Below are 24663 nucleotides of genomic sequence, written 5' to 3' on the forward strand. Positions count from 1 at the left end.
TTCCGCACCCCCAGACCCGCGCTTGTGACTACCGCAACCATGCCCTGCTCCTCGAATGTATGTCGTGTTCGGGGAGTCTTATCTGGGGAATTCGGAGAAAGTTTAGCCAAATCCGAAAATATTTTATTCTTTTTTGCTTTTAAATTTAAAACTCCAATAAAAACAAATATTTAAATTCAACAAAAATGAGCCGCGTAAATAAAAAAAGCGCGCCCTTCGTCAGGGCGCGCTGCCGCCTAGTCTGACCTTACTCATCAAAACTCCCCGCTCTCACCCCGCCCGCCGCTGGCTCAGCCACACCCCGCCGGCCACCAGGGCGCCGGCGGCGGCTTGCCAGGCCTCGAAGCGTTCCCCCAGCAGCAGCCAGGCCAGGAAAACGGTGAAGACGGGTATCAGGTTGTTGAAGGCGCCGGCCTTGGCCACCGGGATGCGCGACACGGCCCAGGTGTAGAGACCGTAAGCGCCCAGCGTGATGACGGCGCCCAAGTAGAGCACCCACAGGCTGGGCAGCAGATAGAGCTTGCTTGGCCAGACGCCCCACGGCGTGAGCATGGCCAGGCCGAACCAGACGCTGCCGGCCACCGCCTGGATGCCGGTGATGGCCAGGGGCGAGTAGCGCGCCGACAGCCGCTTGGCGATCAGCACATAGCCGCAGGCGCAGATCATGGCGCAGAACTCCAGCGCGTTGCCCAGCGGCGGATTGGGCGCGCCGGGGCCGGGGCTGTCCATGCTCATCCAGATCACGCCGGCGAAGGACAGCGCGATGCCCAGCCATACTTGGCGCGGCTGGCGCTCATGCAGGAACAGGCTGGCGCCCACGGCCATCAGCATCGGCAGGGTGGCGGTGATCACGCCGGCCTGCGAGGCGCTGGTCAAGGTCAGCGCATTGGCCTCGAACAGGAAATACAGGCAAGGCTCGGCCAGGCCCATGGCCAGCAGCCAGGGCCAGTCGCCCTTGCGGTAATGCCAGCGGATGCGGCCGCCCATGGCCAAGGGCAGCAGGCATAGCGTGGCCACCGCCATGCGCGCGAACAGCACGGCGAGCGGCGAATAGTATTCGAATACGTATTTGAGCACGATGAAGGCGCTGGACCACAGAAACATGGCCAGCGTCAGGGCGAGGTAAGGCAAGGCGTCTCCAATGCGATGGCAGGGCCGTCTGCGCGGCCCTCATGAAGGAGACATTGTTTCAGATTCAGATGACGGCTGTCGAACGCCGCCTCAAGCCAATTGCCGCTCCAGCCCCTGCCGGTCTGCTTGTATCCAGTATTCGACTATCTTGCCGTCCTCCACCCGGTAACAGGCGCTGTCTATCAGCACTACGGGCACGCCGCTGGGCGGGTAGCCGTCCACCTCGGGTGATGGCCAAACTGCGTCCAGCGCGCATAGGCACGGTCGCCGTCTATTAGCAGCTCGTCTATGCGCAGTTCGAAATCGCCGAACAGCCGCTGGAATTCGCGCACGTGATCGGCGTAGTTGGCCGGGCTGCGCGCCAGCGTGCGCGGACGTTCCGACTCCAGCTGATGCGCGGCCACGCTGGTCGCCATGTAGTCCGCTGCCGCGTCCGGATTGCGGCCGGAACGCACTTCGTTCAGAAAGCCCAACACCACCGTGCGGGTCTCTTCGCTGCTCATCGCGCGCCCTCCGCTCGGCTGCGTATCCGCGCCAGCGCCTCCGCCTCGTCGCGACAGGCCTGCCGAGCATGCGCGCGCATGCCCTGCCACCAGGCGCAGCCCCAAGCCGCTAATGCCCTCTGAATTTTGTTCATCATTTCGCTCTCCTTCGCCAGACCTTGCAATGCCATCATCCTAAACAGAACAAAGTCATTGAAAAACCGGTAGCCGGCTGACACACTGTTCAAGAAATGAGAACAAACCACTTACCCGACGCCCAGGCCTTGCTCGCCTTCGACGCCCTGGTGCGCTGCGGCAGTTTCACCGCCGCCGCCGAAGAGCTGGAATGCACCAAGAGCCGGGTCAGCCAGCTGGTCAAGGCGCTGGAAAAGGACCTCGGCACCGTGCTGGTCTTGCGCAATACCAGACGCGTGGCGCTGACCGAAACCGGCCAGCAATTGGCCGCTCACGCGGACAAGCTGCGCAGCCTGCTGGAGCGTGTCCGCATCGACATCAACGAGGCGGAAAACGAGGTCAGCGGGCCGCTGGTGATCAGTTGCGGCACCTCCTTCGCCCAGCATCTGATCGCGCCGCTGCTCGCGGAGCTGGCCTTGAAACACCCTGGGCTGCAACTGAAGCTGCAGGTGGAGAACCGGCTGCAGGACCCGGTGGCGGAAGGGCTGGATTTCTGCGTCCGCACGCGCTACGTCAGCGATGACGCCCTTGTGGCCAAGCCGCTGGGCTATGTCCGCGAATGGGCCTTCGCCTCGCCGGATTATCTGGCCAAGCTTCCGCCGCTCCAGGAGCCGGAGGACTTGAGCCATCACCGCATCCTGCTCGACACCAGCCACCCGCAGCAGGGCGACGCGCCCGAATGGCGGCTGGAAAGCCAGGGCCTGCAAAAGCGCATCCCGGTGCGTCCGGTGCTCAGCAGCCACCAGTACGGCCCCCTGCTGTCCGCCGCCATCGCCGGCAGCGGCATCGCCCTGCTGCCTTATTATTGCGTGCGGCAATACCTGGCCAACGGCCAGCTGGTGCCGGTGCTGCCGGGCTGGAGCCATGACTACTGGCCGGTGTTCCTGGTCTATCCCTACCGCCACCCGCTGCCCCGCAAATACCAGGCTTTCATCCAGCATGTAGTGCCGCGGCTGCGCGAGTTGCTGAAAAGCGAGATTGATCCAGGCCAAGGCGCGCTGCCGCCCTTGTCGTCAGAATGACGCGCCAGAGCCGGGCGCCCGCCCGGCGCATCCGGGAGATTTCATGGAACATCGCGACATCGTCATCGTCGGCGGCGGCATGGTGGGCAGCGCGCTGGCCGCCGCGCTGAGCGGCCACGGCCTGTCGATCTCTGTGCTGGAGCGCGAAGCGCCGATGCCGTTTTCGGCTGAGCAGCCGCCCGATCTGAGGGTGTCGGCGATCAGCCCGGCCTCCGCCGGCTTTCTGGACGGCATAGGCGCCTGGGAAAAGATACTGGCGATGCGCGCGGCGCCCTACCGCCGCATGCAGGTGTGGGAACGCGACGAAACTGCCGGCACCCTGTTCACCGCCGAGGAGGCCGGCGCGCCGGAGCTGGGCCACATCGTGGAGAACCGCGTGGTCCAGCTGGCCGCCACCCAGGCCCTGCTCGACAAGGGCGATATCGACTACCGCTGCCCGGCGGCGGTGTCCGACATCGTCTACCGGCCGCAAGCCTCTCAGCTGACGCTGGCCGACGGCAGCCAACTGCAGGCCAGGCTGCTGATCGCCGCCGACGGCGCGCGCTCCCAGGTGCGCGAGGCGGCCGGCATAGGCGTGACCAGTTGGGACTACCCCATGCACGCGCTGGTGCTGGCCTGCCGCGTGGATGGCGCGCAGCAGGACATCACCTGGCAGCAATTCACTCCCAACGGCCCGCTGGCCTTCCTGCCGCTGACTGGCGACGCCGCCTCCCTGGTCTGGTATCACCGGCCGGAAGAAGTGAGGCGGCTGCTCGCGCTGTCCGACGAAGAGCTGATCGCGGCTGTCAGCCAGACTTTCCCGCGCCGGCTGCCCGGCATCCGACAATTGGTCGCCCGCGGCAGCTTCGGCCTGACCCGCCGCCATGCCCAGCGTTACGTCCGCGAGGGCGCGGCGCTGGTCGGCGACGCCGCCCACACCATACACCCGCTGGCCGGACAAGGCGTCAACCTGGGCTTCCAGGACGCCGCCGCGCTGGCTGACGTCCTGCTGGCCGCCCAAGCCAAGGGCGAGGACTGGGCCAGCGAGCGCATCCTGGCGCGCTACCCGCGCGCGCGCAAGCCGGCCAATCTGGCGATGCAAAGCGGCATGGATGCGTTCTGCTACGGTTTTTCCAACGAAGCGCCGCCGCTGAGGGCGCTGCGCGGGCTGGGCCTCAGGCTGGCCGACAAGGCGGGTCCGCTCAAGCGCGGCGTGATACGATACGCGCTTGGTATATCCACGCCCTTCACGCGCGGCTAAGCCCCCCGCCGGGCGGCGCCGCGCCCACGCATAACGGTGCCGCCCTGATGAATCCTTCCCGTCTCACCGCCCTTGCGGCGCTTCTGGCCTGCAGCGCCGCGGCCGTCCACGCCGCGGACAAGCTGGCCGCCGACCTCGGCGAAAAAGTCATCCAATTGCCGGTGACGCTGCCAGACGGCAGCCGCCAGGCCATGACGCTGACCTTGTACCGTCCCAACCAGCCCGGCCCGCACCCGCTGGCGCTGATCAGCCATGGCCGCGCGCCCAGCCAGGAGGAGCGAGCCAAGACCCCGCGCCAGCGCGCGGAAACCGCCGCGCGCTATTTCGTGCGCAAAGGCTTCGTGGTGCTGGTCCCGACGCGCATAGGCTATGGCGACAGCGCCGCCCGCCTCGATCCAGAAAACATCGGCTCTTGCCAACGCCCCAGCTATCGCGCCGCGCTGGCCCCGCAGATCAACGAGATCCAGTCCGCGCTGGACTATGGCCGCAAATTGCCCGATGTCGATCCGCGCCGCATCGTGCTGATGGGCGTATCTGTGGGCGGCATGGGCGTCGTCGCCGCCGCCGCTCACAATCCACCCGGCGTGGTGACGGCCATCAACTTCTCCGGCGGCCACGGCGGCAATCCGCAAAGCCGCGGCGGCGCGCCGTGCGATCCAGAACAATTGCGCCGGGCCTACGCCGAGTTCGGCCAGCACGCCCGCATGCCCATGCTGTGGCTGTACGCCCGCAACGACAACTTCTTCGGCCCGGCTTATTCCCAGGCCTGGGCCAAGGCCTATCGCGACGCCGGCGGCAAGCTGGACTTCCGCCTGCTGCCGCCCTTCGGCGACGACGGCCACAAGCTGTACGGCGAGGGCACGGACATCTGGATGCCGCAAGTCGACGCCTATTTGGCCAAGTTAGGCTTCACCCAGCCCGGCACCGTGCGCCGGCCGCCCCCCAGCGGCTACGCCAACCTGCAGGACAAGGCTCGCGTACCCTACATCAACCAGGGAACGCGGCAAAATGGCTACGGCGCCTTCCTGCGCGGCCCCTTGCCGCGCGCCTTCTCCGTGTCCCTCAATGGCCGCTGGGGCTATGCCTACGGCCCGGATGCGATGAACCGCGCGCTGGACTTCTGCCGCCGCGGCAACGATCAACCCTGCGCGCTGTACGCGGTGGACCGCGACGTGGTGTGGCGGCCCTGATCCGCCCATGAAAAAAGCCGCGCTGCTCAGCAACGCGGCTTTTTTAAAATCAGGACGGCCTCAGTCCAGCGCGGCGCCGGACTCGGATTTGGGCGAACGGTTCAACAGGCCGTCCACCACCTGCGCCGGGTCATTGCCCTGGTACAGCAGGCCGCACACCGCGGCGGTGATCGGCATATCCACCTGCAGCCGCTCGGCCATGGTCAGCACCTCGCGCGCGGTAGCCACGCCTTCCGCCACATGGCCCAGCTCCTGCAAAACCTGCGGCAGCGGCTTGCCTTCGGCCAGCTTCAGGCCCACCTGCCGGTTGCGCGACAATTCGCCGGTGCAGGTCAGGATCAAGTCCCCCATGCCGGACAGGCCCATCATGGTGTGCTGGCTGGCGCCCAGCGCCATGGCCAGGCGGGTGATTTCGGCCAGGCCGCGCGTGATCAGCGCCGCGCGCGCGTTGAGCCCGAAGTGCAGGCCATCCGCCACGCCGGTGGCGATGGCCATGACGTTCTTGACCGCGCCGCCCACCTCCACGCCCACCAAGTCGTCGTTGGCGTACAGGCGCAGCCGCGGGCTGTGCAGCTCGCGCGCCACGCGGGCGGCGAACTCGGCATCGTCGGAAGCGATGGTGACCGCGGCCGGCATGCCTTGCGCCACTTCGCGGGCGAAGCTGGGGCCGGACAGCACGCCACAGGCATGGTCAGCCGGCAGCTCTTCCGCCACCACCTGATGCGGCAGCAGGCTGGAGCCGGCCTCGAAGCCCTTGCATGCCCATAACACAGGCGGCAGCGGCGTCTTCAGCGCGGTCAGCGCCTTGAGGGTTGGCCGCAGTCCGGACATGGGCGTGACGATCAACAACAGCTCCGCCCCCTCCACCGCCTCGGCCAGATTGGCGGACAGTTTCAGCAGGTCCGGGAACGGGCAATCCGGCAAATAACGCCGATTGAGGCGCTCGTCGGCCATCTGTTCGATCTGGGCGGCGTCGCGCGCCCACAGCGTCACCTGGTGGTGGCGGGCGAAAGCGATCGCCAGCGCGGTTCCCCAGGCGCCGGCGCCAAGAATGGCCAGTTTCATGATTCGCCCTTACAAACCCCAGAAATCGGTGATGCGGGCATAGCCGGCGCTGCCGTCGCGATGGCGCACCTTGAGCCAGCCGTTCTGCGGCGGCTCCAGCATTTCCAGCACGCCGTCCTTGGGCACGGAAAACAGCAGCTTGCCGTCTTCGCCGGCCTTGTCGCGCACGCCGGCCTGGGCCGACGTCACCAGCAGCCAGCGCTGCTTGGACAGGGCGGCGGACGGAATCCAGGCGATGCCGCCGGTGGCGTCGCGCACGCGCGCCCATTCCTTCTGGCTTTGCAGCACTTCCACCGGATAGTAGCGGCTGACGACGAACAGTTTCTTGGCGGACAGGGAGGGCGCCTCGTACAACGCGACGCCGGTTTCCTTGACCGAACGGAACTCCAGCGCCTGGGCCGCCTGAACGGCGCCCAGAACCAGGAGCAGCGTGAGTGCGAGGCGCTTCATGCGTTCAGCCTCAGGCGTTGCCGGCTTCGGCTTGCTGCGCGCGCTGCTGCATGTACAGGGCCTCGAAATTGATCGGGGCCAGCAGCACCGGCGGGAAGCCGGCGCGGTTCACCACGCTGGACACCACTTCGCGGGCATACGGGAACAGGATGTTCGGGCAAGCCACGCCCAGGATGGGATCCAGGTCTTCGGCCGGAACGTTGCGGATCTGGAAGATGCCGGCTTGGGCCACTTCGCACAGGAACAGGGTCTTTTCCGGCAGCTTGGCGGTCACGGTGACGGTCAGGGTCACTTCGAAGTAGCCGTCGTCCAGCTGTTGGCCGCCGCTGGCCAGCTGCATGTCGATTTCCGGCTGAGCTTGTTCCAGGAACACCTGCGGCGCGTTCGGCACCTCCAGCGACATGTCCTTCACGTAGATCTTTTCGATGGAAAACGCCGGTTGCAGCTCTTGTTGTTCGCTCATGTTCTTTCTCGCTAAAAACCGTCTGGATGACAGTTGAATTGTGTGGATACGACGGCGGGCATCATCGCATGAAAGCCGGCGACGGCCAACCGCCTTGACGCCGGCCGGATCAATCGGCCAGCAGCGGGTCCAGCTTGCCGGCCTGGTTCAGCGCCATCAGGTCGTCGCAGCCGCCGACATGGGTCTCGCCGATGAAGATCTGCGGCACGGTGCGGCGGCCGGTGAGCGCCATCATCTTGTCGCGTTCGGCCGGGTCCAGATCGATGCGGATCTCCTTGACGCCGTTGACGCCCTTGCTGGCCAGCAGCTGCTTGGCGCGGACGCAATAGGGGCAGACCGCGGTGGTGTACATCGTTACCGGTTTCATGTGCATTGCCTGAAAAAATATCGATTGCGACGATTATAACGTGAGTTCGCCGCTCAGGGCTTTGCGCTGGATCGCATCGCGCCGCCGCGGTAGTCCCGCACCAGGTCCGACACCAGCGCGTCCAGCGCCTTGGCCGACGTCTTGGCCTGCGGTCCGTTGACGATGGCGACGATGGCCAGCCGCCGGCCGTCCTCCGCCTGCCAGTAGCCGGCCAGCGCCTTGACGTCGTTCAGCGTGCCCGTTTTCATCCTCAGCCGCGGCCCGAGATCGGCGAAGCGTTTCTTCAAGGTGCCGTCCGTCGCCGCGATGGGCAGGCTGGCGATGAATTCGCTGGCGTACGGCCCGCGCGCGGCGTCCAGCAGCACCTCGCCCAATAGCCGCGCCGTCACGCGCTCGCGCCGCGACAGGCCGGAGCCGTTTTCCAGCTGCAAGGCCGACAAATCCGCTATGCCGCGCTGGCTCAGCATGTCGCGCAGCGCGCCGGCGGCCGCCCGCGGCGAGCCCTCGCCCGCCGCCTCGCGTCCCAGGGTCAGAAACAGCGTGCGCGCCATGGTGTTGTTGCTGTATTTGTTGATGTCGGCCAGCGCCGCCGGCAAGGGCTGCGATTGCCAGGCCGCCAGCTCGCGCGCGCCGTCCGGGGCGCGGCCGCGCTCCACCCGCAGCGGTCCCTCGCCGCCCAGCGCCTGCCACATGGCGGCGAAATCCTGGCCGGCGAACGCGTCGTGATCCAGCACATTGACGTAGGCGCGCTGGCCGTCGCAGGCCGCCGGCAGGCTGCCGGACACGCTCACCCGGCTGCCGTCGCTCTCGATGGCGACGAAGCGGCGAACGTCCGGGCACGGCGCGTCCGCGCCCGGCTTCAAGTCAGACTGCAAGGCCACGCCCGACAGCGGCGGGTCCAGCGCCGCGCGCGCGCCCTGGCCGTCGCGGTAAAAGGTCAACCAGGCCACTTTCAGATTCACCAGATGGGCATCCGGCCCCACCACGAAGGCGCGGCCGGCGTCCTCGTCGAAGTCGTCGGCGCCGCCGATGTCGGCGAAGGCGCGCTTGTCCAGCAGCAGCCGGCCCTCCAGCCGGCGGATGCCGCGCAGCCGCAGGCTATGCAACAGGCTCAGCAGATCGCCGTTGTCGAAGCGCGGATCGCCGCCGCCCAACCAATACAGATCGCCCTTCAGCGCGTCGCCCTCCACCGGCGCATCCGACAGCAAGCTTGTCTTCCAACGGTAGTCCGGCCCCAGCCGGTTCAGCGCCGCCCAGCCGGTCAGCAGCTTCATGGTCGAGGCCGGATTCATGGCCGCGTCCGCCCTATGGGCGATCACTGGACCGTCGCCCTCCACCGGCGCCGCCCATACGGCGACCTCCTCCGGTTTCAGGCCGTGCAGGTCCCATGCCCCGGCCTGGGCGCACAAGCCGCCCAGCAGCAGCCCCAGCCATGCTTGTGTCATCGTCATCGTTCTCACCAATCCTGCGGGTCCACATCCAGAGACCAGCGCAGCGCGCGGCCGTGGGATTTGGCTAGCCCGTCCAGCAGCGGCGGCAGCTGGTCGAGCAGGCGATGCAGCGCGCCGCGCTGCGGCGACTCCAGCACCAGTTGCGCCCGCTCGCGCTGGGCGAGCCGCGCCATCAGGGCCGGCGCCGGTCCGGAAATCAGCACGCCCTGCGCCATCGGGTCCAAAGCGTCCAGCGCCTCGCGCGCCTGGCGCAGAAAGGCGGTGGCCTGGGCCAGCTCCGGGCTGTCCGCGCGCAGCAGCGCCTGGAAGGTGGACGGCGGGAAGCCGGCCTGGCGGCGCTCGCTCAACAGCGCCGCGGCGTAGCCGTCGAAGTCATGCGCCACCAGCGCGTGGTACAAGGGGTGGTCCGGCCATTGAGTCTGGATCAGCACCTCGCCCGGCGCGTCGGCGCGGCCGGCGCGGCCCGCCACCTGCATCAATTGCGAAAACAGCCGTTCCGAGGCGCGGAAATCGGCCGAATACAGGCCGCCGTCCGCGCCCAGCGCCGCCACCAGCGACAGGGTGCCGAAGTCATGGCCCTTGGCCAGCATCTGGGTGCCCACCAGGATGTCCACCTCGCCGCCATGCACTTTGCGGTAGATCTCGTCCCAGGCGTCCTTGCGGCTGGTGGTGTCGCGGTCTATGCGCAGCACCCGCGCTTCCGGCAGCATCCGCTGCAAGGCGGACTCCAGCCGCTGCGTGCCTTCGCCCAAGGGCTTGATGTCCGGGTCGCCGCAATCCGGGCAGGCCCGCGGCACCGGCTCCTCCCAGCCGCAATGATGGCAACGCAGCTTGCGCTCCATCAGATGCACCACCAGCTTGGCCGAGCAGTGCGGGCAGCCGCTGGTCCAGCCGCAGGCGGTGCAGGCCACCACCGGCGCGAAGCCGCGACGGTTGATGAACACCAGGCTCATTTCCTTGCGCGCGAGCCTGGCCTTCAGCGCTTCCAGCACCGGTTCGGACAAACCCTCCGCCAGCTTCTTGCGCCGGGTATCCACTAAGCGCACATCCGGCAGCCGCGCCGCCCCGTGGGCGCGCCGGGTCAGCGCCAATTTCTGGTAGCGGCCGGCCTCGACATTGGCCACCGTCTCCAGGCTGGGCGTGGCCGAGCCGAGCACGATGGCGATGCCGGCGCGGCGCGCGCGCCACACCGCCAGATCGCGCGCATGATAGCGCAGGCCATCCTGCTGCTTGAACGAGCCGTCATGCTCCTCGTCCACCACGATCAGGCCCAGCCGCGGCAGCGGAGTGAACACCGACAGCCGGGTGCCTATCACCACGTCGGCCTCGCCATGCCAGGCGTCCAGCCAGCCGTGCATGCGCTCGCCGTCGGCCAGATTGCTGTGCTGCACCACGATGCGGCTGGCGGGAAAGCGCTTGGCGAAGCGGTCTATCAATTGCGGCGTCAGATTGATTTCCGGCACCAGCACCAGGGTCTGCCGGCGCGCGGCCAGTTGTTCGGCGATCAAGCGCAAATAGACCTCGGTCTTGCCGCTGCCGGTCACGCCATGCAACAGCCAAGGCTGGAAGCCCTGGCTCGCCCGCAGCGCCGTCAAGGCCGTCTGCTGCTCGTCGTTCAGTTCCGGCGCTTCGCCCAGCCGCAAGGGCGTCGCCTCCGGCGTCACCCGCTCCGCCTTGCCCTCGGCCAGCCAGTCCGCCAGCAGCTTGCCGGCCTGCGGCGTCACCTCCTTGGCCTGCGCCTGGGTCAGCGGGCCATCCTGCAGCGCCTGCCACAGCGCCAGCCTGGCCTTCTGCCGCGCCGGCGGCGCATCGGCCAAGCCGGCCTCGGTCAGGGCGAAGGGACGGCGGTCCGGCCGCCGGACATCGCGCGGCTCGCGCAGCCCGGTGGGCAGCGCGGTGAACAGCGTCTGGCCCAGCGGGTAGTGGTAATAGTCGGACGCGAAGCGCGCCAGGGCCAGGAATTCCTCCGGCAGCGGCGGCAAGCCATCAAGCACCATTTCGATGCATTTGAGCTTGGCGGCGTCGTACCCGGCCACACCCACCCCCGGTATCGGCGTGACCACCACGCCACATAGCCGCCTCGGGCCGAAGGACACGCTGACGCGCGCGCCGGCCATGACAGGTGATTCAGTCAGGTAACTGAACGTTCCGGCAAGCGGCACATCTATCGCCACCTGCACCGGTTTGCGCTCGCCCATTTTCGCTCTTTCCCGGCAAACCCTGCTGCGACAAGGCTTTGCGCGCACTGTGCACAGTTCTTGTGGATAACTTTGTGAACAACCGCGGCGTGGGACGGCAAAACGCCGCCAAATCAGTGTTTCCGCTGGATTGCACAAAAATTAATCAAATGTAAAACTCTTTATTTTTCAATAGCTTGCAATTGATGGCATTTTTTTGCCCCCTGCGCTTGACAAGCCTTTTGCCAGGGACTAGGCAGTGTGCATAACTTCCGAAACACCAGCCGCCGCCGCTGTCAACCCGCATGCCGCAATGCGAGAAAACCACCAAGACGCCCCACCCAGACCGCCTCGTGGCGGGCATGAATACCCCGCCCGCGCAATCGGGCCTCAGACCGTTCGCGCAGGGATAATTTAATAAAACCTTAAAAAAAACAACCGTATTTTCGCTTAATTTTGGCCGCGCCGGCCAAACGGCCCGCGCGCGGGAAACGGGCCGCGCACCAAGATGGCGCGCGGCGCCGCGGCGGCTCAGGCGCCGTGATACGGCCGCGACAGGCGATGGACGACCTCGATCAGCGCGCCGGCGTGCGCCGGATCGGCGAATTGCGAAATGCCGTGGCCCAGGTTGAACACGTGGCCGCTGCCCTGGCCGTAGCTGGCCAGGATGCGGCCCGCTTCGCGCTCGATGGCTTCCGGCGAGGCGAACAGGGCGTTGGGATCGAAGTTGCCCTGCAGCGCCACCTTGTCGCCGACGCGCGCGCGCGCCTGGCCGATGTCGGTGGTCCAATCCAGGCCGACGCAATCGGCGCCGATGGCGGCGATGTCTTCCAGCCACTGCCCGCCGCCCTTGGTGAACACGATGACCGGCACGCGCCGCCCGTCCGCTTCGCGCTTGAGGCCGGCGACGATGCGCTGCATATAAGACAGAGAGAACTCGCGATAAGCCGCGTGGCTGAGCGCGCCGCCCCAGGTGTCGAAGATCTGCACCGCTTGGGCGCCGGCGGCTATCTGCGCGTTCAGGTAGGCGATCACCGACTGGGTATTCATTTCCAGGATGTGGTGCAGCAGCTCCGGGCGGCTGTACAGCATGGCTTTCACATGGCGGAAGTCGTCGGAACCGCCGCCCTCCACCATATAGCAGGCCAAGGTGAACGGGCTTCCGGAGAAGCCGATCAGCGGCACGCGGCCGTCCAGCGCCTTGCGGATGCTGGAGACGGCGTCGAACACATACTGCAGCTTGTCCAACTCGGCCGGAACCAGCGCGCGGATGGCGGCTTCTTCGCGCAGCGGACGCTCGAACTTAGGCCCCTCGCCCTCGGCGAAGTACAGGCCCAGGCCCATCGCGTCCGGCACGGTCAGGATGTCGGAGAACAGAATGGCCGCGTCCAGCGGGAAACGGTCCAGCGGCTGCAGCGTCACTTCGGTGGCGTAATCCGGGCTGGTGCACAGTCCCATGAAACTGCCGGCGCGGGCGCGAGTGGCGCGGTATTCCGGCAGGTAGCGGCCGGCCTGGCGCATCATCCAGATCGGGGTGTATTCAACCGGCTCCTTCAACAGAGCCCGCAGGAAGGTATCGTTTTTCAGCTGGGTCATGGCGGCACACGCGTGGAAAGTCAGCCGGCATTATACCCAGCCCGCCATCAGGGATGAAACCACAGCTCGCGCCGCGACAGCGGCGTCGCCTCGGGCAGCAGCGGATTGGGCAGCTCGATGATGGTGCGGCCGGACAAGTTGAGCCCGCGCAGGTGCTCGTCGTTGAAGGCGTGGAAGGTCCGCTCGAAGCTGCCATCGGCCAGGCCCTTCTCCAGCCCGAGCCGCAGCATGTTCGCCAGTTCCGGCCGCCGCGGCGCGACGAAGAAATAAAATGCCGTGGGGTAATGCAGCAACAGATGCGGCTCCAGCATCAGTCCCTGGCTATTGGGCGACTCCAGCTCCTGCCTGACCTCGATCACGCTGCGCGGAAAGTAGTCGTAGCGGTGCTGGCGCAGCATGGAAAACAAATTGAGGTAGTCCGGATTGGTGCTGACCGGCAAGCCGGCGCTGCGCAAAATCTGGGTGTCCGGCCAATCCATCCCTTGCCCCGCCCGGAAGGCGGCCAATTGCCGCAGGCTGTTCACGCCCAGGAACAGGCGGGGCCGGTCGGCATTGATCAGCGGCACGCGCCAGCCTATCAGGCCCTTGTCCAGCGGAATGCGCACCGTCAGCAGCTTCTGCTCGCGCTCGCGACTGGTCATGCCCCAGAAGACATCGACGCCGGCGTCGCCGCGCGTCATCTGCTCCATCGCCCGTCCCTGGTTCATGTCGCGGTCGGGAATCAGCGCGCAACGCTGGCCCATCTCGCTGCAGGCCAACAACAACAGCGCCTGGATATAGGGCCAATGCGGATCTTCGCCGCCCGACACCTGCGCGTAGCGGATGTCGACCGCATCGCCCTGCGCCTCTGCCCAGCCGCACAGCGCGCACAACAGCAACAAGCACCACGCTTTTTTCATGATCCGGCCGCCCCCTTGTCATACAGGCATTATGGCAACGGATTACAACCAGCCCAAGCCTCCAACCGCGCCGCCCAGCAACAGCAGCCATAGCGGGTTCCAGTTGCGCCGCCAGGCCAGCAGCGCCACGACGGCGCTGAGCGCCCAGCCCGCCCCATCGCGATTGGCCGCCTGCAGCAACAGGCAGGCGCTGGCGGCGATCAGCCCCACGGTCAGCGGCAGCAGGGCGCGGCTCAGCAAGCTGGTCAAGGCGCCGCCGCGATGGCGCGCCCACCAGCGCGACACGTGAAAGCTCAGCAGGGAAGACGGCAGACAGATGCCCAGCATGCTGATCAGCGCGCCCCCCACGCCGGCCACGTGCCAGCCCACCAGGCAGACCACCAGCACATTGGGCCCCGGCGCGGCCTGGGCGATGGCGAACAGTTCGGCCAACTGCGCCGCGCTCAGCCAGCCATGCGCCTCCACGATGCGCTGCAGCTCCGGCAGCACCACATTGGCGCCGCCCACCGCCATCAGCGACAACACGCAAAACTCCCATAACAGCGTCAGCAAGATCATGATTTCGCCCCATCTCGCGCCAGCCAGGCCAAGCCTATGGCCAGGGGGACGGCGCCCAGCAATACCCATAGCAAGGGCAGCCGGAACACGGCTATCGCGGCGAAGGTCGCCGCCAGCACCAGCGCGCACCACAAGCGCCGCTCCAGCTTGGACAGCAGGCGCAGCGCCATGGCCAGCAGCAGTCCCGCCGCCGCCGAGGCCAGGCCGTGCATGACGTGCTCGACCAGGGGCAGCTGGCGATAGCGGCCATACAACGAGGCCAGCAGCAACACGATGACCATGGGCGCCAGCAGCAGGCCGCATATCGCGGCCAGCGCGCCGGACGGCCCATGGAAGCGGCCGCCTATCGCCACCGCCATATTGACGATATTGGGCCCGGGCAAGACCTGGCACAGGCCCAGCTGCTCGGCGAAGTCCTGCTCGGACAACCAGCGCCGCCGCTGCACCAGCATATTGTGGGCCTGCGGCAGCACGCCGCCGAAACCGGTGACGCCGACAGAAAAGAAGCCGGCGAACAACTCGCGCCGGCTGGGTTTGATCAGATCGCTATCCATGTCTTGACACTACTCGCCGCGGGCAGGCGGCACAAACGAGAATTTCTGACAGGGCCGGTCAATAAAACTCACAGCCCGCCCAGGCGCTCGACGATGAAATCGACGAACACTCTGAGTTTGGGCAAGGGCTGACGGTCGGCCGGAAAGAGCAGGTGCATGGGCTTGGCCTCCGGCAGATAGCCGTCCAGCAGCGACACCAGCCGCCCCGCCGCCACGTCGTCGGCCAGCAGCGTTTCCGCCTGCAAGACGATGCCCGCGCCGGCCAGCGCCAGCTGGCGCAGCGCCTGGCCCTGATTGCACTGGAAGCGGCTGGAAGGGATGTGCGCGGCGTGCAGCCGGGCCAGCGCATCCCAGCCGTCGTCGCGCCGCCAGCGGCTGAAACCCAGGCAATCATGCTCCGCCAGTTGTTCCGGCGTCTCCGGCTTGCCGCGCCGCGCCAGATACGCCGGCGACGCGGCTATCATCATCCGGTACGGCTTAAGCCGGCGCGCCACCAGGCCGGAATCGGCCAGATGGCCGATGCGGAACACCGCGTCGTAGCCTTCGGCCACCAGGTTCACCAATTGGTCGCACAGCTCCAGCTCCACCCCTATCTCCGGGTAACGCGCCATGAACTCCGCCAGCAAGGGCGCCAGCCGCAGCGTGCCGAAGGTCACCGAGGCATTGACGCGCAGCACGCCGCGCGGCTGCTCCCTGAGCAGCGCCGCCGCGTCCTCGGCCGCGGCCAGATCCGCCAGGATGGCGCGGCAGCGCTGGTAATAGTGCTGACCCAGTTCGGTCAGCTGCTGGCGGCGCGTGGTGCGCACCAGCAACTTGCCGCCCAGCCGCGCCTCCAGCGCGGCGAGGTGCTTGCCCACCATGGGCTGGGACAGCCGATGCGCCTCAGCCGCCGCCGTCAGGCTGCCCAACTCCACCACGGCGACGAACAGCTCCATGCTGAGCAGTCTATCCATTGATTAGAAACCCCAGGTTATCAATCCTGTTCATGATACGGGATTAATCTCTCCCGACAATCCCTGCACTCTCGCTCCATCGCAACCCCAGATGGAGAACTTCATGAAAATCCTGCTCGTAGGCGCCAGCGGCACCGTTGGCCGCGCCATCCGCCAGGCCCTGTCCCGCCACCAGATCCTTACCGCCGGACGCCATAGCGGCGATCTGCGCGTCGACATCACCGATAGCGCCAGCGTAAGCAAGATGTTCGAGCAAGCGGGACGGCTGGACGCCATCGTCAGCGCCACCGGCAATCTGCATTTCGGCCCGCTGTCCGAGATGAGCGCGGCCGACTTCCGCGTCGGATTGGAAAACAAGCTGTTGGGCCAGATCGATCTGGCGCTGACCGGCCAGCACTATCTGAACGACGGCGGCTCCATCACGCTGACCAGCGGCATCGTCAGCGCCCATCCCATCCGCCACGGCGCCAACGCCACGGCGGTGAACCGCGCGCTGGAAGGCTTCGCCGCCGCCGCGGCCCTGGAGTTGACGCGCGGCCAGCGCATCAATGTAGTCAGCCCCAATGTGCTGCAAGAATCCTGGGAAGGTTTCGCCCCCTATTTCCCCGGCTTCGAGGCCATTCCCGCCGCCCGCGCGGCGCTGGCCTATGTGCGCAGCGTGGAAGGCATAGCCAACGGCCAGACGCTGACCGTGTGGTAAGCCGCGCCATGACCGAGGAGAAACCGCATATGAAAATACTGCTAGTGGGCGCGAACGGCACCATAGGACGCGCGGTGCGACAAGCGCTGTCCCGCCATCACATCCTGGCCGCCGGCCGCGACAGCGGGGAGCTGCGCGTCGACATGAGCCAGCCCGACAGCATACGGGCGCTATTCGAGCGCACAGGCAATGTCGACGCCATCGTCAGCGCCGCCGGGCTGCTGCACTTGGGTCCACTGGCAGAGATGACGACCGAGCAGTTCCGCATCGGCCTGGACAGCAAATTGATGGGCCAGGTGAACCTGGCCCTGATAGGGCAGCATTTTCTCAATGCGGGCGGCTCCATTACCTTGACCAGCGGCATGGGCAATGAAATCCCGTTGCGCCACGGCAGCAACGCCTGCGCCGTCAACGCCGCGATAGAGGGCTTCACCCGCGGCGCGGCGGTGGAGCTGGCCGCGGGACTGCGCATCAACGCGGTTTGCCCAAGCGTGCTGCAGGAATCATGGGAGCCGCTGCAAAGCTACTTCCCGGGTTTCGAAGCCGTGCCGGCGACCCGAGTCGCCCGCGCCTATCAGCGCAGCGTGGAGGGCGTGGAAACCGGGCAAGTGTTCAAGGTCTGGTAAGCCCGGACACAGCGTTCCCGCAGCAGCCCTCGCGGCTCAGAGGGCGCGCTGCCGCAATTCCAGATGCAGCAAGGGAAACGGTCTGCCGGCGCTGTCGAGCGCCGAGCGGCCGATCGCCTCGAAACCCATGCGGCGGTAGAAAGCCAGCGCCTCCGGATTCTCTTCGTTGACGTCCGTTTCCCGCACGCCCGACTCGACGATGGCCTGCTCGAGCAAGGCTCGCCCCAGGCCGCGGCCGGCGTGGCCGGGATCGATGAACAGCATTTCCAGCCGGCCGGCCACTGCGCCGGAAAATCCGATGGGTCGGCCTTCCGCGTCGCGACAGACCCGCAAGGCGAGGCCTATCGACTCCGCGGATTCAAACACCGCGATCACCTCGGGGCGGATGGCATCGATATCGTCCTCACCGAGGAAATGATGGGTGGCGCGTACCGAACGCTCCCATACGCGAAGCATTTCGGAAAAATCCGCGCGCGATGGCGCGCCAGTAATAGACATTGCAAACTCCTTACCTAAAGCACAAGCCGCCCCGCAAGAACGGAACGGCATCCTGAGCGTCAAAACGCCGCCTGCGCCAGGCCTATACTGCATCAGCCGCCAAGCACGGGAAAACCGCGATGAGACCGATGTTGTGGGGCGTACTGGCGCTGCTGTGCGGCCCGCCCCTTCTCCACGCCGAGCCTATCCCTGCCTATAGCCAGGCGGTGGAGCCATGGGCAGACCCGGCCACCGGCGATGGCTTGGCGCCGCGCTATCTGCGCTGGCTGGCCAAACAGGCCGGCCTGGCCTTGCGCATGGAAGTCCGCCCGCTGGCGCGCGTGGCGGAGGACCTGAAGAGCGGCCGCAACGCCTTGTCCCTGCTGACCGCTCTGCCGCAGCGCGACGCATTCGCGCTGGAGCTGTGCCAGCCGGTATCCATCCGCCTCTCCCTGCTTTACCGCCAAAGCGGCCCCGCGCTTGCCGCCAATGGCTTGAAAGGCAAAGTTGTCGGCACCTTGCGCGGCTCGCACTCGCTGGACGCCTTCTTGGCCCGCTGCGGCGCGCGGGCTGAGCCGCTGCCGGACATGCCGCAAGGCATGCGCATGCTGCGGGCCGGCCGCCTGGCGGCGACGGTGTGCGTGCGCCCCGGCTGCCAGCATGCGCTGGCCGAGGTGTCGGAAGCGGGCGACCGCTGGGCGGAGCTGCCTGTCGACGACAAGCCCATGGCGGTCTACGTATCGCGCGCCCACCCGCTGGCGCATGACGCGGCCGCGCTAGCCCGGCTGCGCGCCGCTTGCGTTTCACCCGAGGGCAAGCGCGTGGTGGCGGAGTTGCTGTCGCAATACGATTAGCCATGAAAAACCCGCCGGCCTTCTCAGGCGGGCGGGTTTGCATCAGCGCTCGCAGGGCTTAGATGTCGGCTTCGACCTCGTTGCCCTTGGCCTCCATCCAGCCGCGGCGGCTGGACGCCTCGCCCTTGCCCATCAGCATGACGAACATGTCCAGCGTTTCCTTGAGCATGCCGGGGCGCACCTGCACCTTGACCAGGCGACGGGTGTCCGGATTCATCGTGGTGTCCTTCAGTTGCTCCGGGTTCATCTCGCCCAGGCCTTTGAAGCGGGAAATGTTCCAGGCATTCTCGCGCACGCCCTCGCTGCGCAGGCGGTCCAGGATGGCGGTCATCTCGCCCTCGTCCAGCGCATAGAGCTTGCGCGGCGGACGGGTCTTGCCCTGGCCCGGCACATCGACGCGGAACAGCGGCGGCTGGGCGATGTAGATGTTGCCGTTCTCCACCAGGCGCGGGAAATGGCGGAAGAACAGCGTCAGCAGCAACACCTGGATGTGGGAACCGTCCACGTCGGCGTCGGACAGGATGGCGATCTTGCCGTAACGCTGGCCCGACAGGTCCGGCGCGTCGTTGGGGCCGTGTGGGTCCACGCCGATCGCCACGGAGATATCGTGGATTTCAGCGTTGGAAAACAACTGGTCCTTATCGGTCTCCCAGCTGTTCAGCACCTTGCCGCGCAAGGGCAGGATGGCCTGGTATTCCTTATCGCGCGCCAGCTTGGCCGAACCGCCGGCGGAATCGCCTTCCACCAGGAACAGCTCGTTGCGCTCGATGTCCTCGCTCTCGCAGTCGGTGAGCTTGCCAGGCAGCACCGCCACGCCGGAGCCCTTCTTCTTCTCCACCTTCTTGACGGACTTCAGGCGGCTCTGCGCCTGGCGGATGGCCAGCTCGGCGATCTTCTTGCCGGCTTCCACGTGCTGGTTCAGCCACAGCTCCACCGGATCGCGCGCCAGGCCGGAAATCAGCTTCAGCGCGTCGCGGCTGGTCAGCTTATCCTTGGTCTGGCCCTGGAACTGCGGGTCCAGCACACGGGCGGACAGCACGAAGCGCACGCGGCTCCACACGTCCTCGGCCATCAGCTTGACGCCGCGCGGCAACAGGTTGTGGTGATCGACAAAGCTCTTCACCGCGTCGAACACGCCGGCGCGCAAGCCGGCCTCGTGGGTGCCGCCCACCGGGGTGGGGATCAGGTTGACGTAGCTCTCGCCGCTGGCGCCGTCCTCGAACCAGGCCATCGCCCACTGCGCGCCCTCGCCCTTGGCGAATTGCTCGTGGTCGTCTCCGATATACGCTTCGCCGGCGAACAGCGGCGCCACCGGCTCGTCGTCGCCGCACAGCTCCGCCAGATAGCTCTTCAGGCCTTCCGGGTACTGCCACACCTTCACCTCGTCGCCGCTGGGCTTTTCCAGCGTCAGCGTCACCGCCACGCCGGGCAGCAATACCGCCTTGGCGCGCAGCAGGCGCTCCAGCTCCAGCATGGAATAACGCGGGCTTTCAAAATATTTGCCATCCGGCCACACCCTCACGCGGGTGCCGCTGGTGCGCGGGCCGCAGTCGCCGATGCGGGCCAGGGGCTCGATCACGTCGCCGCCCGAGAACACCAGGCGGTGCACGCCACCCTCGCGCTTCACCTCCACCTCCAGGCGGGTGGACAGCGCATTGGTCACCGACACGCCGACGCCATGCAGGCCGCCGGAGAAGGCATAGGCGCCGCCATCCTTCTTGTTGAACTTGCCGCCGGCGTGCAGCCGGGTGAACACCAGTTCCACCACCGGCACGCCTTCTTGCGGATGCAGGCCCACCGGAATGCCGCGGCCATCGTCCTCCACCGTCAGCGAGCCGTCCTGATGCACGGTGACGGCGATCTTGCGCGCGTAGCCGCCCAGCGCTTCGTCGGCGGCGTTGTCTATCACTTCCTGGCAGATATGAGTGGGGTCTGTGGTGCGGGTATACATGCCGGGCCGCTCTTTGACCGGCTCCAGCCCCTTCAGCACCCGTACCGAGGATTCATCGTATTGTTGAGTCATATGTGGTCTTGCCCTGTCGGCGCATCACGTCGACGCCGCCCTGCGCGGGCGGCATAAATGAAGACAGCGGGCATCGCCCGCCGTCGCTGTACTGCCATGGCCTTGCGCCGCTCACTGCTCGCTCTGGGTGGACGTGCGCGCCAAATAGGCGTCGTGACTCTCCACGCCGCGCAGGAAGCGCGCCAGCTCGGACAGCGCGCGGTCGTAGACGTCGCGCTTGAACTCTATCACCGCGTCCACCGGCGCCCAGTAATCGTTCCAGCGCCAGCCATCGAACTCCGGATGCGTGGACGCGCGCAGACAGACGTCGCTGTCGCGCCCCACCAGCCTGAGCAGAAACCAGATCTGCTTCTGCCCCTTGTAACTGCCGCGCCATTCGCGGCGAACCCAGTTGGTCGGCACCTCGTAGCGCATCCAGTCGCGGGTGCGCCCCAATATCTTCACGTGCTGGGGCAACAAGCCCACTTCCTCCAGCAGCTCGCGGTACATGGCGGCCTCCGGGCTTTCGCCCGGCTTGATGCCGCCTTGCGGGAACTGCCAGGAATGCTCGCGCACGCGCTTGCCCCAGAACACTTCGTTCTTGGCGTTGGTGAGGATGATTCCGACGTTTGGGCGGTATCCGTCCCGGTCCAGCATGGAATAACCCTGCAATTCGTCTCGTTACCGGAATTTTTGCACATTTCGGCCCGCCTTGCCACGCGCCCCAGCGACGCCAGCCGGCCCGCGGCCGCTTGACCGATGTCACCCGCCGCGCCTCGCACTCCCCCAAACCCACCAAACGATGCTACGATGCGCCGATTGAACGTCATTTCACTGCGCATTCATGGCAATTCTGCTCAACCGTCCCGCTCTGTCCCGCCAGCCCTGGCTGCCGCTGAGGCCCGAGGATTTCTCCACGCTGCTGCAAACAGCCGATTTCCGGCTGCGCCTGCTGGAGGCGATCGCCTCGGCCAGCAGCCGCATCTACCTATGCGCGCTGTATCTGGAAAACGAGGAAGCCGGGCAGGAGGTGCTGGACGCGCTGTACCAGGCCAAGCAACGCCAGCCGCAACTCGACATCAGGATCATGGTGGACTGGCACCGCGCCCAGCGCGGCCGCATAGGCGAAGACCAATCGAACTGCAACGCGCGCTGGTACCGCGAAGAAGCCGCCCGCCGCGATCTGGACATCCCGATCTACGGCGTGCCGGTCCAGACGCGCGAACTGTTCGGCGTGCTGCATCTGAAGGGCTTCGTCATCGACGACGCCGTGTTCTACAGCGGCGCCAGCCTCAACAACGTCTATCTGCACAAGCTGGACAAGTACCGCTTCGACCGCTACCACATAGTACGCTGCGCGCCGCTGGCGGACGCGATGGCGGATTTCATGGCCGAGCAATTCTTCAATGATCCGGCCGTCTTCCGCCTGGACAAGCCCGCCCCGGCCACCCGCAGCATACGCAAGGAAATCCGCCAGTTCCGCGACAAGCTGGTGCACAGCCAGTACCGGCTGAGCGAGGAGGCCGCGGTCGCCGCGGACCAGCTCGCCATCACTCCCATCGTCGGCATAGGCAAGGGCAACCGGCTCAACCGCGCGATACTGGACGTGATCGCCAGCTCCCGGCACAAGCTGTTCATCTGCACCCCCTATTTCAACTTCCCTCGCTCGGTGGTGCTGGAAATCAACCGCGCTTTGCGTCGCGGCGTGGAAATCGACATCGTGGTCGGCGACAAGACCGCCAATGATTTCTACATTCCGCCGGAACAGCCCTTCCGCGTGATAGGCGCCCTGCCCTATCTGTATGAGATGAATCTGCGGCGCTTCGCCAAGCGGCAGCGCCACTACATTGCCCGCCAGCAGCTGCGCATCCACCTGTGGAAGGACGGCGACAACACCTACCACCTGAAAGGCATCTGGAGCGACGCGCGCTACATCCTGCTCACGGGCAATAATCTGAACCCGCGCGCCTTCCGCCTGGACCTGGAAAACGCGCTGCTGCTGCGCGACCCTCACGGCGAGCTGATGGCGCAAGGCGAGGCGGAGCAAGGCAATATTCTGCGCCACACCGCCTGCCTTGAGCATTACCGGCAGCTGGAAGACGTGCGCCACTATCCCGAGCAAATCAAGAAGCTGCTGACCCGCCTCAGCCGCGTGCGCATAGACCGCATGCTGAACCTGATGCTGTAACCGCCATGACGCCCCGCACCGCGGGGCGTATCTTCATTCGCGCTGCGCTATGCTGAACGATGGGGTAGGCCCGTCAACCGGAGAGAAGCATGCAGGCAGTTCGGGTGGAAACCCGCCATCTGGCGGTCAGCCACGACTATTCGGAAAAATGGCAGCAGGTGCTGGACCTTCTGGCGCGCTTGGTCAGCATTCCATCCGCGCTGATCATGCGGGTGCAGGCGCCGCAGATCAAAGTCTTCCTATCCAGCCACAGCGCGGGCAACCCGTATGAAGAGGACGAAATGGCCGACCTCGGCACCGGCCTCTACTGCGAGACGGTGATGAGCACCCGCCGCGAGCTAACCGTGCCCAACGCGCTGACCGACCCCGTCTGGGACCATAACCCCGATATAAAACTCGGCATGATTTCCTATATGGGCATGCCGCTGATCTGGCCCAACGATGACGTATTCGGCACCATCTGCATACTGGACAGCACGGAAAACGGCTACACCGCCACCTACCGCCAACTGCTGGCCCAATTCCGCAGCATGGTGGAGCGGGACCTGCGCCAGATCTACAACGACAAGGCGCGGGCGCAGGAAGACGCCGCCTTGCGCGCCGACGAAGCGGAGCGCGTGCGCCGCGAGTTCGAACTGTTGCGCGCCGGCGAGCGCAAGGCCCTGCAGGCCCTGCGCGAAAGCGAAGAGCGCTGGCACTTCGCCCTGGAAGGCGCCGGCGACGGCGTATGGGACTGGAACCTCGCCAGCGGCGACATCTACTTCTCCAATCGCTGCCAGCAGTTGCTGGGCCTCTCTCGCCCCGCGGAGATCGGCGATTTCAAGCTGTGGCAGACCGGTATCCACCCTGACGATCTGCCCACGGTGCTGGCGGACCTGGCCAGCTATCTGCGCCAGCCTCAGGGTTCTTTCGTCATCGAACACCGCTTCCTGAAGGAACAGAACTGGATCTGGCTGCTGGGCCGTGGCATGGTGGTCAGCCAGGACGCGCAGGGCCAGCCCTTGCGCATGATAGGCACCTACTCCGACATCACCCGCCGCAAGCAGGCGGAAGAGGAGCTGCAGCTATTGAACAGCCATCTGGAGGAGCGGGTAGCCATACGCACGGCTGAGCTGAAGCAGGCCATGCAGCAGATCAGCAACGCCGAAAAACAAGCCGCGCTGGCGCGCATGGTGGCCGGCATGGCGCATGAGCTAAACACGCCCATAGGCAATATTCTGCTGTGTTCCTCGCAGATCCAGGCCGACGTAGCAGCCATCGCCAGAGCGGACGCGGACAAGCAGCTATCGCGCAAGACTTTGCAGGACTTCCTGGAAAAAAGCGCGGAGAGCAGCGAGCTGCTGCAAAGAAACAGCGAGCAGGCTGGCGATCTGATCGGCCGCTTCAAGCAGATCGCCGTCGACCAGCTAGACCAACCCAAACGCAGCTTCAAACCAGGACAGATCATCGCCAAACTGCTGCAAACCTTGCTGCCGCCGGAGCACCACCCGCGCATCAAGGTCAATATACAAGCGCCGTTGGACCTGGTCATAGAAAACTATCCCAGCGCGCTGGAGCAGCTGATCTCTCACCTGGTCGCCAATACGCTGACCCACGGCTTCGACGGCAATAACAGCGGCAATATCGATATAGAGATCCAGCGCGAGCAAAACGACATCACGCTGCGCTACGCCGACGACGGCAAGGGCATCATTCCGGAATTGCACGGCAAAGTGTTCGACCCGTTCTTCACCACTCGCATGGGCCAAGGCGGCGTAGGCCTGGGCCTGGCGCTGGTCCACAACATCGTGCAAGTCATACTGAAAGGGCAGATCCGGCTGGAAAGCGAGCCGGGGCACGGCGCCGCCTTCATCATCAAGTTTCCGGCCAATCCGGGCTGAGCCTGCTCACACAACGGGAGCGACCCTACCTCGCCAGAGCGCCATACGCCAAAGCCCCGGCAGGGTATCCTGGCGGGGCTCGTTGGAGGGCGGCTTGGCGCTTCGCGCGCGCCAATGCACAAAGCCCAGCTCGTTTGAGCTGG

Annotated in this window: 26 protein-coding genes; 8 read left to right on the top strand and 18 right to left on the bottom strand. The window is 66.2% G+C overall.

What is annotated here, in order from left to right; translation table 11 throughout:
• Positions 1 to 270 precede the first annotated feature (270 nt).
• The 4 genes from C2I19_RS14195 to C2I19_RS22020 all read right to left on the bottom strand — a co-directional run bounded on the left by C2I19_RS14195 (position 271) and on the right by C2I19_RS22020 (position 1771).
• Positions 271 to 1131, bottom strand: a complete 861-nt coding sequence (locus C2I19_RS14195; RefSeq protein WP_103903350.1) for a DMT family transporter — start codon at positions 1129 to 1131, stop codon at positions 271 to 273.
• A gap of 90 nt (positions 1132 to 1221) precedes the next feature.
• Complete coding sequence (locus C2I19_RS22735; protein ID WP_199181188.1) at positions 1222 to 1320, bottom strand: ester cyclase; 99 nt, start codon at positions 1318 to 1320, stop codon at positions 1222 to 1224.
• Positions 1320 to 1634: an ester cyclase gene (locus C2I19_RS14200; protein WP_199181189.1), complete on the bottom strand. Its 315-nt coding sequence runs from the start codon at positions 1632 to 1634 to the stop codon at positions 1320 to 1322. The genes C2I19_RS22735 and C2I19_RS14200 overlap by 1 nt, the downstream gene beginning before the upstream one ends.
• The gene (locus C2I19_RS22020) at positions 1631 to 1771 is read right to left on the bottom strand and encodes a hypothetical protein (protein ID WP_158253714.1); all 141 of its coding nucleotides are present in this window, start codon (positions 1769 to 1771) and stop codon (positions 1631 to 1633) included. Before C2I19_RS22020 ends, C2I19_RS14200 begins: the two co-directional genes overlap by 4 nt.
• Before the next feature lie 93 nt (positions 1772 to 1864).
• Here C2I19_RS22020 and C2I19_RS14210 point away from each other — a divergent pair, with 93 nt between their 5' ends.
• From C2I19_RS14210 to C2I19_RS14220, 3 genes are read left to right on the top strand one after another with little or no spacing between them, the layout of a single operon-like run.
• Positions 1865 to 2830 (top strand): LysR family transcriptional regulator, encoded by a 966-nt coding sequence (locus tag C2I19_RS14210; RefSeq protein WP_103903352.1) that lies wholly within the window; start codon positions 1865 to 1867, stop codon positions 2828 to 2830.
• Between the two features lie 43 nt (positions 2831 to 2873).
• On the top strand, positions 2874 to 4070 hold the full coding sequence (locus tag C2I19_RS14215; protein WP_103903372.1) for an FAD-dependent monooxygenase: 1197 nt from the start codon (positions 2874 to 2876) through the stop codon (positions 4068 to 4070).
• A gap of 47 nt (positions 4071 to 4117) precedes the next feature.
• Positions 4118 to 5260, top strand: coding sequence for an alpha/beta hydrolase family protein (locus tag C2I19_RS14220; protein WP_103903353.1), 1143 nt, complete (start codon positions 4118 to 4120; stop codon positions 5258 to 5260).
• 60 nt (positions 5261 to 5320) lie between these two features.
• Here the strand turns inward: C2I19_RS14220 and C2I19_RS14225 are convergent, their stop codons facing one another.
• From C2I19_RS14225 to C2I19_RS14275, 11 genes are all read right to left on the bottom strand, one after another.
• Complete coding sequence (locus tag C2I19_RS14225; protein WP_103903354.1) at positions 5321 to 6325, bottom strand: NAD(P)H-dependent glycerol-3-phosphate dehydrogenase; 1005 nt, start codon at positions 6323 to 6325, stop codon at positions 5321 to 5323.
• A gap of 9 nt (positions 6326 to 6334) precedes the next feature.
• Positions 6335 to 6775 carry an SH3 domain-containing protein gene (locus C2I19_RS14230; protein ID WP_103903355.1) on the bottom strand — a complete coding sequence of 147 codons (441 nt, stop codon included), beginning with the start codon at positions 6773 to 6775 and terminating at the stop codon, positions 6335 to 6337.
• Positions 6776 to 6785: 10 nt separating this feature from the next.
• Complete coding sequence (secB, locus tag C2I19_RS14235) at positions 6786 to 7238, bottom strand: protein-export chaperone SecB (protein ID WP_103903356.1); 453 nt, start codon at positions 7236 to 7238, stop codon at positions 6786 to 6788.
• Between the two features lie 109 nt (positions 7239 to 7347).
• Positions 7348 to 7605: a glutaredoxin 3 gene (grxC, locus tag C2I19_RS14240; RefSeq protein ID WP_103903357.1), complete on the bottom strand. Its 258-nt coding sequence runs from the start codon at positions 7603 to 7605 to the stop codon at positions 7348 to 7350.
• A gap of 53 nt (positions 7606 to 7658) precedes the next feature.
• Positions 7659 to 9056 (bottom strand): D-alanyl-D-alanine carboxypeptidase/D-alanyl-D-alanine endopeptidase, encoded by a 1398-nt coding sequence (gene dacB / locus C2I19_RS14245; RefSeq protein ID WP_103903358.1) that lies wholly within the window; start codon positions 9054 to 9056, stop codon positions 7659 to 7661.
• Positions 9057 to 9061: 5 nt separating this feature from the next.
• A complete protein-coding gene (locus tag C2I19_RS14250; RefSeq protein ID WP_103903359.1) occupies positions 9062 to 11254 on the bottom strand; it encodes a primosomal protein N' in 2193 nt (730 codons plus the stop codon).
• A 510-nt stretch (positions 11255 to 11764) separates the two neighbouring features.
• Positions 11765 to 12829: a uroporphyrinogen decarboxylase gene (hemE, locus tag C2I19_RS14255; protein ID WP_103903360.1), complete on the bottom strand. Its 1065-nt coding sequence runs from the start codon at positions 12827 to 12829 to the stop codon at positions 11765 to 11767.
• 47 nt (positions 12830 to 12876) lie between these two features.
• Positions 12877 to 13728 (bottom strand): transporter substrate-binding domain-containing protein, encoded by an 852-nt coding sequence (locus tag C2I19_RS14260; protein WP_103903361.1) that lies wholly within the window; start codon positions 13726 to 13728, stop codon positions 12877 to 12879.
• Between the two features lie 42 nt (positions 13729 to 13770).
• Positions 13771 to 14286, bottom strand: a complete 516-nt coding sequence (locus C2I19_RS14265) for a chromate transporter (RefSeq protein ID WP_199181190.1) — start codon at positions 14284 to 14286, stop codon at positions 13771 to 13773.
• A complete protein-coding gene (locus tag C2I19_RS14270; RefSeq protein WP_103903362.1) occupies positions 14283 to 14840 on the bottom strand; it encodes a chromate transporter in 558 nt (185 codons plus the stop codon). Before C2I19_RS14270 ends, C2I19_RS14265 begins: the two co-directional genes overlap by 4 nt.
• A gap of 68 nt (positions 14841 to 14908) precedes the next feature.
• Complete coding sequence (locus C2I19_RS14275) at positions 14909 to 15793, bottom strand: LysR family transcriptional regulator (RefSeq protein WP_103903363.1); 885 nt, start codon at positions 15791 to 15793, stop codon at positions 14909 to 14911.
• A 103-nt stretch (positions 15794 to 15896) separates the two neighbouring features.
• Here C2I19_RS14275 and C2I19_RS14280 point away from each other — a divergent pair, with 103 nt between their 5' ends.
• Positions 15897 to 16493 carry a short chain dehydrogenase gene (locus C2I19_RS14280; RefSeq protein WP_103903364.1) on the top strand — a complete coding sequence of 199 codons (597 nt, stop codon included), beginning with the start codon at positions 15897 to 15899 and terminating at the stop codon, positions 16491 to 16493.
• Between the two features lie 29 nt (positions 16494 to 16522).
• A complete protein-coding gene (locus C2I19_RS14285; RefSeq protein WP_233201207.1) occupies positions 16523 to 17119 on the top strand; it encodes a short chain dehydrogenase in 597 nt (198 codons plus the stop codon).
• Positions 17120 to 17155: 36 nt separating this feature from the next.
• Here the strand turns inward: C2I19_RS14285 and C2I19_RS14290 are convergent, their stop codons facing one another.
• Complete coding sequence (locus C2I19_RS14290; RefSeq protein WP_233201208.1) at positions 17156 to 17575, bottom strand: GNAT family N-acetyltransferase; 420 nt, start codon at positions 17573 to 17575, stop codon at positions 17156 to 17158.
• A gap of 161 nt (positions 17576 to 17736) precedes the next feature.
• Here C2I19_RS14290 and C2I19_RS14295 point away from each other — a divergent pair, with 161 nt between their 5' ends.
• Positions 17737 to 18450 (top strand): substrate-binding periplasmic protein, encoded by a 714-nt coding sequence (locus C2I19_RS14295; RefSeq protein ID WP_103903367.1) that lies wholly within the window; start codon positions 17737 to 17739, stop codon positions 18448 to 18450.
• A 58-nt stretch (positions 18451 to 18508) separates the two neighbouring features.
• On the opposite strand, the gene parE is transcribed toward C2I19_RS14295, so the two are convergent.
• Positions 18509 to 20473: a DNA topoisomerase IV subunit B gene (gene parE, locus C2I19_RS14300; protein WP_103903368.1), complete on the bottom strand. Its 1965-nt coding sequence runs from the start codon at positions 20471 to 20473 to the stop codon at positions 18509 to 18511.
• A gap of 111 nt (positions 20474 to 20584) precedes the next feature.
• Positions 20585 to 21109 carry an RNA pyrophosphohydrolase gene (locus C2I19_RS14305; RefSeq protein WP_199181191.1) on the bottom strand — a complete coding sequence of 175 codons (525 nt, stop codon included), beginning with the start codon at positions 21107 to 21109 and terminating at the stop codon, positions 20585 to 20587.
• A 187-nt stretch (positions 21110 to 21296) separates the two neighbouring features.
• Between C2I19_RS14305 and pssA the strand changes: the two genes are divergently transcribed.
• Together pssA and C2I19_RS14315 are read left to right on the top strand one after the other, a co-directional pair.
• Positions 21297 to 22640, top strand: a complete 1344-nt coding sequence (pssA, locus tag C2I19_RS14310) for a CDP-diacylglycerol--serine O-phosphatidyltransferase (RefSeq protein ID WP_103903370.1) — start codon at positions 21297 to 21299, stop codon at positions 22638 to 22640.
• 89 nt (positions 22641 to 22729) lie between these two features.
• Positions 22730 to 24520 (top strand): ATP-binding protein, encoded by a 1791-nt coding sequence (locus tag C2I19_RS14315; protein WP_103903371.1) that lies wholly within the window; start codon positions 22730 to 22732, stop codon positions 24518 to 24520.
• Positions 24521 to 24663 lie beyond the last annotated feature (143 nt).

It is taken from the genome of Chromobacterium alticapitis (genome assembly GCF_002924365.1).
GTDB lineage: Bacteria > Pseudomonadota > Gammaproteobacteria > Burkholderiales > Chromobacteriaceae > Chromobacterium > Chromobacterium alticapitis.